Source organism: Undibacterium sp. TC4M20W, assembly GCF_049340245.1.
Taxonomy (GTDB): Bacteria; Pseudomonadota; Gammaproteobacteria; order Burkholderiales; family Burkholderiaceae_D; genus Undibacterium.
This window is the reverse complement of the sequence record NZ_JBMPPI010000003.1, coordinates 281660-296831: the sequence shown is the minus strand read 5'-3', so window position 1 is coordinate 296831 and position 15172 is coordinate 281660. Positions and strand designations below refer to the sequence as shown.

Here is a 15172-nt window from a genome sequence, read left to right as displayed (position 1 = left end):
CTGGCTCATCAACTGCTTTTTCCAGATACCTGCACGATAAATTTGATAAATGTCTAAATTGCAATTTATGCACATCTGATATCGACATCTGAACTGCTAACGGCAAAATTCCATGTAATTCATTAAAGTTCGCACAAAATAGTGAACTTTCCCCCTGTTTTTAAGACTAAACTGTCGCGCCTTGGACTTGCTCCAGGGTACCAAGAGGGAATCACTCATAATTTTCACATCTTTTTATAACAATATGATGAAAAAAACACTTACCACGCTGGCGGTCATGAGCCTTTGCCAGATAGCTAGCGCAGATGAAGGCATGTGGATGCCTCAGCAGTTGCCACAAGTCGCCAAGCAACTTAAGGCAGACGGCTTAAAACTGGACCCCGCAACATTGACCAAATTGACAGAGTTTCCTATGGGGGCCATTGTCAGTCTCGGCGGTTGCTCAGCTTCCTTTGTATCCCCGCAAGGCTTGGTTGCAACCAACCATCACTGCGTCTATAACAGTGTTGCCCATAATTCAAAACCAGAGCGTAACTTGCTGGCCAATGGTTTTCTGGCAAACAGCCTTGAAGAAGAATTGCCTGCCTCGCCTGGCTCACGTATCTTTGTGACGAAAGAAGTCAACAATGTCAGTAGCAAGATCATCGACAAAAATACTGCCAAATTGAATGGCAAGGCGCGTGTCGATGCCATTGAAAAAAATTCCAAAGTCATCATTGCTGAATGCGAAAAAGACGCCGGCCATCGCTGCAACGTCTATCCTTACTACGGTGGCCTTGAGTATTACCTCATCAAGCAACTGGAAATCAAGGATGTGCGTTTGGTTCACGCACCGCCTGAAGGTGTAGGCAAATTTGGTGGCGATACCGACAACTGGATGTGGCCGCGCCACACCGGTGACTATGGTTTTTACCGCGCGTATGTCAGTAAAGACGGCAAATCTGCCGACTACAGCAAAGACAATGTACCTTACGTCCCAAAACATTTCCTGAAACTGGCCAAAGACAATCTCAAGGAAGGTGACTTCATCATGGTGCTGGGCTACCCAGGCCGCACCAACCGTCATCGCCTGCCATCAGAAGTTGCTTACACATTTGACTGGAACTATCCGACGTTTGTGAAGAGTTCAGGTGACATGCTGGCCATCATCGCCAAAGAAACCAGCAGCAATCCAGATGCGAAACTCAAATACGCCGGTCAGGTCGCAGGCATCAACAACTACTACAAAAACCGTCAGGGTATGCTCGACAGCTATGCGGGCAGCGATATCCTGGCACGCAAAACCAAAGAGCATGAAGAGCTGAAAACCTGGATCAACAGCAATCCCGCACGCGCCAAAGAATTTGCCAGCGATATAGATCAAGTTGAAAAACTGATCGCAGAACGCGATGCCCTGGGTAAGCGCGATTTTTATCTGGGCAGTTCTTCTCCACGATTCCTGTCTACAGCGCGTACTTTGTACCGCTTGTCGAATGAATCGACAAAGGCGGATGCGGAACGCAAAGCAGGCTTCCAGGTACGCGACCTGCCTCGCTTCAAAGCTTCAGTAGATGCGGTCGAACGCAGTTATGATGAAAAAGTCGATAAGGCTCTGGTCTTGTACAACCTGAGCAAATACGCTGCGCAAGCCAAGGCTGACCGTAATGCCAATTTTGATGCAGCGTTGGGCATCAAGGACGGCATGTCTGAAGCTGATTTGAAATCCCTGCTTGATAACCTGTATGCTGGTAGCAAACTGGGCGACAAGGCAGCACGTAGCGCGTGGCTGACGGCAAAACCAGAAGACTTCAAAGCCAGCAATGACAGCTTTGTCAAAGCAGCCGTGGCGATGTATGAAGGTGGCTTGAAACGTGAAGCTGAGGATGAAGAATTGACAGGCAAAATCCAGCAAGCCTACGGCAATTACATGAAGGCAAAAATCGCCTACATGAAGAGCAAAGGGCAGGCAGTATATCCAGATGCCAACAGTACCTTGCGCGTTACCTTCGGCAAAGTGACTGGACGTGATCACGGTACGGCTGATGGCCTGGCATGGAGCGCCTTCACGACAGTCAATGGCATCCCACCAAAAGCAACCGGCACTGGCGAATTCAATGCACCAGCTGCGCAATTGGCTGCGATCAAGGCCAAAGATTTCGGCAAATATGTTGATCCGCAACTGAAGACAGTTCCGGTGAACTATCTGGCGACTTTGGATATCACGGGCGGCAATTCTGGTTCCGCTGCTTTGAATGCCAAAGGCGAATTCATCGGTCTGGCATTTGATGGCACCCTGGATTCCATTATTTCTGACTGGGACTACAACAAAGCTAACTCCCGTTCCATACAAGTTGATCTGCGTTATATGTTATGGCAGATGAAACATGTAGATAAGGCTGATCGTCTGTTGAAGGAAATGGGCGCAGAGTAATCAAGCAACTGCCTCAAAGTTAAAAGCCCTGCAAGTCACATTGCAGGGCTTTTTCTCATCGATGATGTTAAAGCTCGTATTTATTGCCTGCGGTGGAACGGATAGGGTGCGTGTCATAGATCAAGTCCAGATACTTGATTTTGCTGCTATCCGCATCAAACGTAAACAGGTCCATGACCTTGAAAGTAATTAAAGTCCCGTCACGAACTGTCCAGTCATATTGAAAATAAGCTGTCGCATGATGTTTCTTTGTTGTGCTGACAAAGATGTCGATAGGGGTAATTACATTGCGGCTGGAAGCTTCTGCCAGTCTGTCAAAGAAAGGGCTGGCTGCCATTTCCCCAAGAAACGGCGAAAGAACTTTCCCATCTTCTGCAAACAAGCTCTTGATAGTGTCATAGTCGGCATTACCAAGCGCCTTCATATAGATTTGCAAAACAGAAATGTACTCTGACATTGATGTCTCCTTTTGATTAATGTCTCACAAATGTATCACTTTTTGTGCAGTCGCCAGGTTTGCTCAGGCCACATCGACGGTTTTCATTGATGACAGTTCCTGGCTAAGCAAAAGCATGAGCTCACTTTGCTCGAATTGTTTTATCAGTAAAGGAACTGCAAATACAAACTCAGATTCATCGCGCTTGAGTACATACGCTAATTGCAGACGGGACAGAGCATGACGCATGGTTTCTGGTTCTACAGTCAGACCATTGTAAGCAAGCAGGGCGGCAAGTGCAGATAAACTCGTTTTGCCCTTGAGCGCCGTGTGATAGACGACGATGCGGTCGAGGCGGCAAGAGGCTTCATCGTTACTTAATTTACCCCAACCAGCCAAAGCGTCTTGCACAGCTTGCGAAGATAGCGCGTGCGTGACATGGCGGACTTCTATGGCACGCTCTCCTGGCTGCAAAGCCTCAAGGCATTCCTGGCAAAGGATGGCGAGCAAATTGGCGCGCTGGCCACTGGCTTCCACCAGCTTATCTACTAACTGGTTGCTGGAAAAACCAAAGCGCAAGCGCGATAAAGGTACGGTGACCAATTCTTTACAGGCATCTTGCTCCAGTCCACCTATCGTCAATACTTCGCCAAAATTGCGCAGCGGGGACTGATAATCAAGCACAGCAGTTGCATATAAATCCCAAAATCCTGCCAGCATAAACCAGCAACGGCCTTCATCACTCAAGGAGCGCAGGGCAGATAATTGCGGGTAATTATTAATGGATTCATCGCGGAAAAAGAGATCAGCTTCGTCGATCAACAGGAATAATCGTTTGCCTGCGAAGTTGGCTTCCAGATGAGAAATAATATCTTCGATAGGTGTAGTTGCATCAAGGCCAAACTGAAGTGCCATGCGAGGAGCCAAACGATGGTCTCGCAAAGAAATGTAATGACAGACTATGTGCGGGTGTCCCTGCAGGCTACGCTGGACAGCTTTCAAGAGGCTGCTTTTCCCAAGCTGGCGGCCACCCACGACAAGGTAATTGGAGGGGTCACGACCGATGACGCGGGACAGTAATTTTTCCCGCCCAAAAAATGCACCCGCACTGGTAACTGCTCCCCTGGTCTGGTAGGGCGATATGCGCGTTACACGGAGTTGCTCAGCAAGAAGGCGCAACAAGACAGCTGCAGGTTGTCTGCTAAGCATGCATTCTGTCTGGCTCGCGCCGTCGAGCATGACAAACATATTGGCTTTATCTCCGCAGTAAGCTTGCAGTGCAATGTGTTCTGTTTCACTCTCGGATCTGGCAAGTATCAGCATTACGTCGGAACCAATTTGTGCGGATATCAGTGCACCTATCAATACCTCATCGCTGGCATCAACATAGGGGATAAACACCAGGCATCTGTCTAGCGACACGGGCAGGTTGCTGGAAAATTGCCACTCAAAAACCTGGCCAGGAAGCGACCACCCTGTGCTGACTTTGCTTTGTACTGATAGCCGCGTAGCCAGATATTCCTGCTGTCTATTTGCACCTTCATTGACATAGCCAACGGCGCGCTGCCAGGAAGCAGTGGAGATACCTGCCGCTTGCAGCGTTGCCTGTCTTCTGCCAGTAATGCCCAGCAAACGATCGAGTTTGGGCAAGATACGGTAGGGTGTGCGTCTCAGGCGGTCAGGGCGCAATTGTGATGGCCCCAGTAAAGGGTGTCTTACGACGGCAAAAATACCAGCCGCAATGAAAATCAATGCGCAAACCAGGGGCAAGGTCTTTAGCTTACTGAGAGTTACCGTGTCAGAAGTAGCACCTTCGCAATTCATTGGCATGAATTTGGCCGGCATGGGTGGCGTGCCGGCGCGACATTTCCATGAGTGATTTGATGGAATGAACTCAAGTATCAATTGTGTCCCCGACAGGGAGCCTAACTGAGCATATTTTATAAAATTGATCTGCAATATATTGGGCCGGGGCGAAGTCACTGCGAGATATGGCGTAATCGTCTGCGGTTCGAACTTTTTAATATCAGAAGGCCATTCATCGTTAATGTTACGCATCTCAGACAAAGCGAGGCGCCACTGGTTTATGTCACTCCAGATAGGGCCAACATTTTCAGCAGCAAGCACACCATCCCTGGTAAAGGGATTCAGCTTTGGTGCGATAAGTGCAGTTCCAAGCAGTAATGTCAGCGTGATGATGAAAATGGTACGCAGCATTTTTTTGGGCAGCTGCAGCAATAGATTTTCCTGCATCATTCAAGCACCATCAAGCCAGCTTCACGGATAATGTCGCAACGCCAGCAAAGCCGGGCCTGATCACCTTGTCCACGGACGTGTATCAGGTTTCCCCAAAAAAGGCGGCGCAAATCCTCATCCTGAAGATAGGGACGAGCCCGCCCCAGATCATCGGTCTCCAGCAAGCTGCGCAGACGCAGCAGAGAAGCTGGGTTTTGTGTCAGCGGCAAAAAGGTCTGCCACAAGCGGGCACTCTGAGTTAAAAATGTGCGTAATGCTGCCGCATCGTTTTCCATCGAAGCCTGATTATCAACCAGCCATTGCATACCTTCTTCAAAGAGCGCCGGATGACCGCCACACATGGATGCCAGTGCAGTCAGCCTGGAAGATGCGATGACATGCTCTGGCCAGCGTTGCTTGACGAGGATATGCAAATCTTCTGTGTCTGCATCTGGCCAATGGCTGACCTGGGCGATATTCAATAGCGAGAGATCGCCGCTGCGGTATTTCAAGTCGGCCAGTGCCTCACCACCGCATAACAAAAGGTGCAGGCGACCACCATGCATTTCACTCAGGCTGCGCAAGATGCCTGCCAATGCTTCGCGCAAGACTGGTGTGCCTTGTTCAAACCGGCTGACCAGGCAAAATACGCGTTCACCTGCTTGCAGTCTCTGTTCCAGTGCCGCTTCAAATTCATAATCTGAACTGACATTCTCAAACCCACATTGGCGTCCTATTGCCGCAAAATATTCACTGCTGTCTGCGCTGATGCTGTAAGGGGGCTGTATATGGAGTGTCGCCTTTTCACCGTACTGTACGCGTGCGCGGGCCAGTAATTTTTCCCTGAATGGAGGTTGTCCCCAGTGCGCCTGCGACAGTAACAGGGTGATAGGGTAGGGCGTAGATTGAGCCAGTCGCACAAATAATTGATCCATGAATTCCGCAAACGGTGTTTCATTGATTTCTTCGTTTTGTAATGGGAATTCAGGTGCAAGACCCGCAGCAGCAAAAAAAAGATTGGTTTCAGTTTCTGTCAGCCTGAGATAACGCGCACACGCATGCAAACTGTCGCGCGATCTGGCGCTGGGGAGCGAAGTTCCATTTCTCCAGTTATTGACTGACTCCCGGCTTAGTCCAATTTCTGCGGCAACGCCGGCCGCACTGGCACGTATCCTGCGCATGTATTGCGATAGCAGATGAGAGAAGGTGTCTGAAAACATGTATAGCCTGTTTTAATCAGCCAAATAAGGCTATTGATTTTTGGGGAGCAAATATTAAAGATGCGCCTGTTTGCGAGCGCCATTTTATCAGCGTGCGGTGTCGGTGCAGATATTGATGCTGTCAGCCGGCTGCCGCATCAACTTGACATACTGTCAACCGGGTATTCAGTTTTTGCGGAATGGTTTGGGATTGTAGATCGCAGCTTTGGCTTTATCTTGCTGTGTCTGCCCATGGTTTCTCGTTGCCTGCATCAACAGTATCAATAAGAGACACATGTTTAATGTCAGACTGAGGACTAAAATTTCGTCTTTGTAGATTGCAAATAGAGCAATCAGATGGTCAGTGATTTTGATGAGTTCATTCATATGAAAGCGGTAATTTTATTGTTTTGATGCAATTCGGCTGTCGTGTTTCGATAGGGTGTTTGATTAGTAATGCATGCCCGTCAGGTTTCTATTTATCGCCTGCCTTACCTGTTTGCGGCAACAAATGACGTTGTATATTTAATATTATAAATGCAATTCAGATCAAATTAGCAGAATCAAAACTAGCTGGATTGGCCCCGCGAAATGCTTTACCAAGCACTGTTACTTAACTACGGCTTAACTGCTAATTTCGCAATAATGGAAAAGTAGTTGACATAGCCTCAAAGGTAGCGCTACCATTAATTCCATGTTTGGTAGCGCTACCATTGGTTTAAGCGACTACCTGGACAATAAATGAACTCATGAGACCTGGGATGGAAATGCCAACTATGTGTACGCACAAAGAAATCGCAGCCCATACCCGTACGACCATTCACATCAGGTATGGTCTGCACCAGCAAGGAGTTGCCGTCGTACTTGCACTATTGTTTTCGGCGCTTGCAGTTACTGTGGTCAGCGGGATGTTCTGGCCACAACATATTCAGTTCAAGTCGCTTGAAAATCAACTCGAACAACAACGGATGCGTGCGTTGCAAAGAGATGTGCTGGACAAGACCCGCCAGATATTAAGGCTGGATGCGATGGAAAATGATGGCGTCACCAGCCTGGATGGGGCTTGGGCTAAATCTGACGCCACAATAAAGTTAGATGAATTATTACAGCAGGCAGAATCTAGCATTGCCGCACTGACCATCCGGGTTGTGGATGCTCAATCCCGCTACAACCTTATGAATCTGGCGACTGGTGGCAAGATCAATGAGGGCCAGGTGAGCAATTACCGGCGATTGCTTCAGATATTGAAAATAGATACCGCCCTGGCGGAACTGACAGCAACTGCTATCGCCGCTACCCAATCGACGGGGACAGCAGGTGAAAATATATTCGCCCTCGTTCACATTGATGATCTCGTCACTATCCCCGGATATACCTCTCAGATACTGTCCAGGCTCAGGGAGTTTGTCGTGCTGTTGCCTGAACCTACTGCCTTGAATGTCAATACAGCCTCGTTAGTGTTGCTATTCGCCGTTACCGGATCACAGCAAAACACGATGATGCTGTCACAAGCGCGGCAGCAGCAGGTAATACGCAAGCGCGCCGAAATAACGCAACGATCGCAACGATCGCAACAACCCCAACAACCTCAACAACCCCAACAATCGGACGAAGCATTGCTGGTGAAGGACACTTTCCTGGATGTAAAAAGTGACTATTTTCTAGTGGAACAGCAGATCAGGCTGGGTCGCATGAGCTTGTCTTCAGAAGCCCTTATCCGGCGCAAGACAGGGGGGCGTTTTCCTGACACCCAGGCGCGCGATGACGTTTTACCTACCGCTGTTATCTGGATGCGTAAAAGCTGAGGCGAATTGATTTCAACACTCACGACCAGTCAGCTTTGCTCTGGTGCCAGCGGCGTACGCGGGCCACCGCCGATATTTGCCGTGGAATACCCCATGCATCAAATTCGTGCATTATCAAATTCAATCAGCATAAAAAAATGGAGACAACAATGATTAAGACAAGAAACTCGAATCCCGCAAAAGTTAAACTGCTTATAGCCGGATTGCTGCTGGGGCTTACCTTCTGCCATCAGGCGCAGGCAGCATCCGCCTCGGCCAACCCTGCCGATGCAAGCAACAAGCACATTTATGTAGATCAGTATGATCTCTCTACAAATCTGTGGGGTATCAGCGGGGCAGGTACGAACTGGTCTGAAACCATCTTTACCAATTCAACCAGTACCATGGACGGGGCGGGTTATAAATGGACGGGATTTGGCGGTGATACAAGTACAGTCAAGTCATACCCAAGCATACGCCGGGGTGCCAGCAATAGTCAGAATAATCCGGCCACGTCTGGCTTGCCTTATCAGTTCGGCGCCAATACAAAAAACGTCGATGTGCTATGGAGCTTTGCCACAGCGGGCTACGATGGAACGGGCAATATTGTTGGCACCTACAACCATGCCATCGACGTCTTCTTCCATTCATCCAACATCTGGAATACGAGTTACCTCAAAGGAGAAATCATGGTCATACCTGACTCCTCTGCTAACTCGCAGACCGCAGGCTGGGGTGTTAAAGACGCTGCCAGCTTTGTGCTTGATGGCGAAACCTGGGATGTCTGGCAAGCGACCATGACGTCCAACGGCAATAGCTGGCCTGTCATGCAATTCCGAAAACGGGTGAATGCCCGTTACTTCAATAAAAACCTGAAATATTTTTTTGCAGAAGCAGCGCGAAGGAGGGTCGATGTATTCAAGAGCGCCTACTATGTGATGATGGTAGAGGCAGGAACTGAAGTGAAATCTGGTTCAGGGCACTTCTATAATAAAAATTACCAGGTGAGCGTGTACTGAAAAAACGCTAAAGCATCTGACCAGGCAGCAGGTTTTCCTGCAACCAGACTAAGCGCTTCATGTCGTTGTACACGGCATGAAGCGCTGCAACTACACGACTCCACAGGCTCTTGGTAACAACAAAGCGTTGTTGAAAACCATCATTTTTGTTTAGTAAACTAACTAAACTAAAAGTCGCATTCAGACATTGATTGACCGATTTTTCAAGACAAAGCTACCATCAGATACCGTTTTTACAGCAATTTCTTAAATTTGTTTAGCAGATTATGATGACTTTGTTTTTTTCTCTATCAGCATGGGCATAACCATACGCGACCTGGCCGAAGCCACTGGTTTTTCAGTGGGCACGATTTCCCGTGCGCTCAAAAACCAGACTGGTTTGACAGAAACCACGCGCGCCCTGGTTTTTAATGCTGCGCAAGAAATGGGTTACGACCTGTCAAAGTTAAAGCATGGGCGCATTCGACGTATCGCTTTTCTGTTGCACAGGCAGCACAATAATTTGTCGAGCAGCCCATTTTATTCCATCGTTTTGCACGGGGCAGAAGCTGCCTGCAGGCGAGCCGGCATTGCATTGTCATTTGTCGCCGTGGGCCCGGCTGAGCCAGTGATGGAGCAAATCAGGGTGCATCAGCCGGATGCGATTGTGTGTGCGGGTTTTTTCGAAGCAGAATTATTGCAGGCGATACGCACTTCAGGAAAACCCTTGGTGCTGATTGATATGCATCTGGCCGGTTATACCTCAATTAACCCGAATAATCGTCTGGGCGGTTATTTAGCTACGCAACATTTGATCAACACCGGACGCAAACGCATAGCCATGTTAAGCGGCCCGCATGCGCATTACAGCATACAAGAACGTGTTCATGGTTTTCGCAAGGCCTTGTTTGACGCAAAAATGCTGGCTAATCCAGAATATGAAATTGCGATTCCGCATCAGGCTGAAGAAGAAAAAATAGTCAGGCAGGCAGTGACAGATTTGTTGTCCATGTCTGAGCCACCAGATGCTCTTTTTTGCTACAACGATAATACTGCCCTGACTGCGATGACTGCTTGTCTGGATATGGGATTGAAGGTCCCTGAAGATATCGCCATTGTTGGTTTTGACGATATCCGGGCAGCAGCGAGAGCCCACCCAACTTTAAGCAGTATTGCCGTAGATAAGGAAGGACTGGGCGCAGAAGGCGTGGCTATGCTACTGCGCAATGCACAACCAGAGAGCCTGGAGACCACACTTGCAGTGCAATTGATTGTACGGGGCAGCAGTGTGCAATCTGTTTGAAGATTGAAACTCATCGGACTAAGTCATTAACGCCATATAATTTTTGGAAAAATCATGCGTCGTTCTACCATTTTATTTGCTTCGATTACGTTAATTTGTGTGCCACAACTTTATGCAAAGGCAGGTACTGATCTTGCGGCAGAGGTCAATCCGTTGATAGGGACGACAAATCTGGGCAATACTTTTCCAGGGGCAGTTATGCCTTTTGGTATGTTCAGCTTTAGCCCAGAGACCAGTAGAGGCGAAAAAAACAAGGCAGCGGCTCCGGGGGGCTACTTATACGAAGCCAGAAAAATACGTGGCTTCAGTCTGACGCATTTATCAGGTACAGGTTGTCGTGGTGCCAGTGGTGACATACCTTTCATGCCAGTGACGACAGAGCTCAGTACTTCACCCTCGCTGGACAGCAAGGACGAGCATTATGCCAGTCGCTATTCCCATTTAAATGAAACCGTGCAACCTGGTTACTACAAAGTGCGCATGGAAAATGGCGTACAAAGTGAATTAAGTGCCAGCCTGCGTGCAGGTATTGCGCGCTTTGTCTATCCTTCACAGGGTAAGGCAGCGATTTTGATACGCAATTCTGATTCGCAGTTAGGCAGTTTTGCGGCTAATTTAAAAATTGACACTGCGACGAATACCGTCAGCGGTTCGGTCAGCAGCGGTAACTTTTGCGGATATCTGCACCCTGTGACACGCAGGCCTTATTACACAATTCATTTCGTCGCCCGCTTTAACCAGAAATTCGCGGCAACCGCAACCTGGCAAAACGAGAAAATCATTCCCAATGGTATAGCCGCAGAAGGTGCGACAGAGCTGGATGACAAAGGCTTCCCGCAACTCAACAAAGGTTCCGGTGCCTGGATAGATTTTGGTAATGCCAGAAATGTTGAAGCACGGATTGGTATTTCTTATGTCAGCGTAGCAAATGCCACAGAAAATCTGAATGCAGAAATATCTGCAGAAAAATCTCTGGAGACGGTTGTAAAAGAAACCCGCCAGGCCTGGAATCAGCAATTGGCTAAAATTGATGTGACTGGTGGAGACAAAGACCAGCGCACGATTTTCTATACTGCCTTGTATCACTCCTTGCTGCACCCTAATCTTTTTAGTGACATCAATGGTGAGTATGCAGGTTTTGATCAAAAGACACATAAGGTAAAGGCTCCCCAATTGGCGCAATATGCCAATTTTTCAGGCTGGGATATCTACCGCTCACAAGTGCAATTGATCGCCCTGATCGAACCAAAAATCGCCAGTGATATAGCACAGTCTTTATTGAACCAGGCCCAGCAAAACAATGGTGTGTGGGACCGCTGGACGCATAATAATGGTGCCACTGGCGTCATGAACGGTGATCCTGCTACTGCGTCGGTTGCCAGCATGTACGCATTTGGTGCACGTGATTTTGATGTGGCTACGGCTTTTACCTCGCTCGCTAAAGCGGCGCGCACCCCGACCAAACTGGATTTGTCCAGGGATGGCTGTCCTGTCATGTGTGTAGGGCAAAGACCGGGATTGGATCAATGGATCAAATATGGCTATATGCCACAATCAGCGCCAGGCTGGGGCATGGTATCTGATGCACTGGAATATGCAAGTGCCGACTTTGCGCTGGCCTCATTCGCTGGAAAATTGGGCGATCAGGCTGCGAAGAAAGAATTTCTGGCCCGGGCGCAAAACTGGAAAAATCACTTCAATCCCGCCACTGGTTATCTGCAGGAACGCAAACAGGATGGCCAGTTCGTCGCCGCGTTTGACCCGGCCTCAGACGAGGGCATGGTAGAGGGAAGTGGTGCTCAGTATCTTTGGATGGTGCCATTCAATGCTGATGGCTTGATCAAGACCCTGGGCGGCGTTGAAAAATCCACGCAGCGGCTGGATAAATTTTTCAAAAGTGATTTTGGCGCATGGACACTGACTGTCTCTGGTGCACATCATTCGGAAATGGATAATGAACCCTCGATTGGCGCAGCCTGGCTATATTCTTATGCCGCACAACCCTGGAAAACCCAGGAAGTAGTACGCGAAGTGTTAGGGCAGCTTTGGCACAATCGCCCGGATGGCATACCTGGCAACGATGACCTGGGTCAGATGTCTGCATGGTATGTATGGGCAGCGATGGGCTTGTATCCACAATACCCAGGCCGGGCAGAATTACTGATTGCCAGCCCAACTTTCAAGAAAATCGTGGTTCAACGAAAACAAGGACCATTGACCATCAATACAGATCAGACTGGCACGCAATTTAAATACGTGCAAAGCCTGACCTTGAATGGCAAATCATTGACGAAATCCTGGCTCAATGAAAGTGCTTTGGACGGTAAGCTGAACCTGGATTTTAAACTTGGCAGGGAAGCCAATAAAAAATGGGCGATAAAACCAGGTGAGTTACCGCCATCATTTGAATAAATTTAATTCAGGCAGTTGTTGTATTCGTCGCTTTAAAAGAATCCACTGAAAAGGTACATATGATGTTTCGTATTTGCGGGCTAATTTTCCTGGGCGCGGTCATCGCCAACAGTGTTGATGCTGCGCCAGCCAGTAGTTCACGTCCGGTTGATGCCGTCAATGTATTCATAGGCACCGGCGGTGATGGTCATACATTCCCTGGCGCGACACGTCCTTTTGGCATGGTGCAATTAAGTCCCGATACGCAGGTACGACATTTCCGCCAGAGTTATCCCTGGGCGGCTGGCTATCGTTATGAAGATGATTCCATACTTGGCTTCTCGCATACACATTTTTCAGGTACTGGCCATTCTGATCTGGGTGACGTATTGTTGATGCCCTATAGCGGCGACACCAAACTGGAGCCAGGCTATCCAGAACGCCCTTTCAGCGGTTATCGTTCACGTTTTAGCCACAAGGAAGAGCGTGCCGAGCCTGGCTATTATGCAGTCAAGTTGCTGGATCATGAGATTGATGTCGAATTGACGGCGAGTGATAGGGTAGGCATGCACCGCTATCGTTTTGCCAAAGGTGAGGCGGCCAAGTTAATCGTCGATTTGCGTAGCAGTATTTACGATTACAAAACAAAAAACCTTTGGTCCAGCATTCGCGTACGCAAGGACGGTATTATCACCGGTATGCGTGAAACCCGTGGCTGGGCGGCAGGTCGCCAGGTTTATTTTGCCATGCAATTTTCACGGCCATTATTGACGCGTGAAATCCATAACCGTGAAGATGCAGTCGAATACCGAGGCTTTGCCGGGCCGGGCAGCGGCCCGCAGGATAAAGCCAAAGTCGAAGGCAAGGCGCTGGTTGCCGCGCTGGATTTTGGTGTTCCCGACGACCAGACTCTGATGGTCAAAGTGGCGATTTCAGCTGTCAGTGAAGATGGCGCCATTGCAAACCTGGCTGAAATTCAGGATTGGGACTTTACAGCGCAGCGCGCCAAATCGAAGCAGGCCTGGGACGATGCCCTGTCAGCAGTCAGCATAGAGGCAAAACCCGAGATGCGCACCAAGGCTTACACCGCCTTGTACCACAGCATGATGGGGCCCAGCCTGTTTATGGATGTGGATGGCCGCTACCGTGGGCCGGATAATCAGGTGCATCAGGCCGATGGCTTCCGTTTTCATTCCACCTTTTCTTTATGGGACACTTACCGTGCTCTCCATCCTTTATTGACCTTGATACAGCCGGCCCAGCGCAATGCTGATTTTGTGCGCTCGCTACTAGCATCCCAGCAATATAGCCCAGACGGGATACTGCCGGTATGGCAATTTCATGGTTTGGAAACCTGGTGCATGATAGGTTATCACGCGGTACCCGTGATAGCTGATGCCTACATGAAGGGTATTCCTGGCTTTGATGCAGATAGCGCATTGAATGCAATGATGGCCAGCGCCGAATATGGCCCCTACGGCGGTTTGAAGCATTACATGAAACTGGGTTATGTGCCAACCGATCTGGAACCAGAAGCCGCATCCAAAACCGTAGAATATGCTTTTGATGACTGGACAATCGCGCGTATGGCCGAGAAGATGGGCAAGGCTGATATCGCGAAAAAATATTATGCCCGTGCCCAGAATTTCCGTAATGTGTTTGATACCAAAACTGGCTTCATCCGTGCGCGTAAATCGAATGGTGAATTCCGTGTCCCTTTTGACCCGACCGTATCCAATTTTGGCAGTGATTATACCGAAGGTAGTGCATGGCAATATTCTTGGTATATGCCGCATGATAATGCCGGCCTGATCAGCATGCTGGGAGGTGATGCCGCTGCCATCTCGAAAATCGATCAGGTATTCGATGCTAAAGTGGATCACAAAGTCTATGCGCACATGGAAGATATTTCTGGTCTGATCGGACATTACGCTCATGGTAATGAACCTTCACATCATGTCGCTTATTTATATAATTATTTCGGCGCCCCATGGGAAACGCAGCAACGCTTGCAGCAAATCATGAAGAGCCAGTACCAGGCCAAACCTGATGGTCTGTCGGGTAATGATGATCTTGGTCAGATGTCTGCCTGGTTTGTTTTCACGAGTCTAGGCTTTTACCCGGTTGCTCCCGGTAGTAATGAATACATACTTGGTCGCCCGTTTCTGGATAAAACGACACTGCAATTACCGAATGGCAAACAGTTCACCATACGCGCCCAGAATCTGAGTGATGCCCACCCCTATGTGGCAAGTGTCAGTTTGAATGGGAAAGTGCTGGATCAAAACTATCTGCGTCATGAACAAATCATGGCAGGTGGCGAGCTGGTGTTTGTCATGCAGGCTGAGCCAAACAAGAAGTGGGGCAATCCCAAGGATGCGCGACCCTATACACAAACACCATATCAATGAGACCG

The 15172-nt window shown here is 48.8% G+C and carries 9 protein-coding genes; 6 read left to right on the top strand and 3 right to left on the bottom strand.

Annotated elements, in window-relative coordinates:
- Positions 1–247: 247 nt before the first annotated feature.
- A complete protein-coding gene (locus tag ACO0LL_RS05840; RefSeq protein WP_422949942.1) occupies positions 248–2410 on the top strand; it encodes a S46 family peptidase in 2163 nt (720 codons plus the stop codon).
- Positions 2411–2477: 67 nt separating this feature from the next.
- Here ACO0LL_RS05840 and ACO0LL_RS05835 read toward each other — a convergent pair whose 3' ends face one another.
- From ACO0LL_RS05835 to ACO0LL_RS05825, 3 genes are all read right to left on the bottom strand, one after another.
- Positions 2478–2867 (bottom strand): nuclear transport factor 2 family protein, encoded by a 390-nt coding sequence (locus tag ACO0LL_RS05835; protein WP_422949941.1) that lies wholly within the window; start codon positions 2865–2867, stop codon positions 2478–2480.
- A gap of 63 nt (positions 2868–2930) precedes the next feature.
- On the bottom strand, positions 2931–4676 hold the full coding sequence (locus ACO0LL_RS05830; protein ID WP_422949940.1) for an AAA family ATPase: 1746 nt from the start codon (positions 4674–4676) through the stop codon (positions 2931–2933).
- 422 nt (positions 4677–5098) lie between these two features.
- Entirely contained in the window at positions 5099–6301 is a 1203-nt protein-coding gene (locus ACO0LL_RS05825) for a hypothetical protein (protein ID WP_422949939.1), read from the bottom strand.
- A 740-nt stretch (positions 6302–7041) separates the two neighbouring features.
- Here ACO0LL_RS05825 and gspK point away from each other — a divergent pair.
- From gspK to ACO0LL_RS05800, 5 genes are all read left to right on the top strand, one after another.
- The gene (gene gspK, locus ACO0LL_RS05820; RefSeq protein ID WP_422949938.1) at positions 7042–8085 is read left to right on the top strand and encodes a type II secretion system minor pseudopilin GspK; all 1044 of its coding nucleotides are present in this window, start codon (positions 7042–7044) and stop codon (positions 8083–8085) included.
- A 149-nt stretch (positions 8086–8234) separates the two neighbouring features.
- On the top strand, positions 8235–9083 hold the full coding sequence (locus tag ACO0LL_RS05815) for a hypothetical protein (RefSeq protein ID WP_422949937.1): 849 nt from the start codon (positions 8235–8237) through the stop codon (positions 9081–9083).
- A 295-nt stretch (positions 9084–9378) separates the two neighbouring features.
- The gene (locus tag ACO0LL_RS05810) at positions 9379–10365 is read left to right on the top strand and encodes a LacI family DNA-binding transcriptional regulator (protein ID WP_422949936.1); all 987 of its coding nucleotides are present in this window, start codon (positions 9379–9381) and stop codon (positions 10363–10365) included.
- A 54-nt stretch (positions 10366–10419) separates the two neighbouring features.
- Positions 10420–12777 carry a GH92 family glycosyl hydrolase gene (locus tag ACO0LL_RS05805; protein ID WP_422949935.1) on the top strand — a complete coding sequence of 786 codons (2358 nt, stop codon included), beginning with the start codon at positions 10420–10422 and terminating at the stop codon, positions 12775–12777.
- A gap of 59 nt (positions 12778–12836) precedes the next feature.
- Positions 12837–15167, top strand: coding sequence for a GH92 family glycosyl hydrolase (locus tag ACO0LL_RS05800; protein WP_422949934.1), 2331 nt, complete (start codon positions 12837–12839; stop codon positions 15165–15167).
- The last annotated feature ends 5 nt before the right edge of the window (positions 15168–15172 follow it).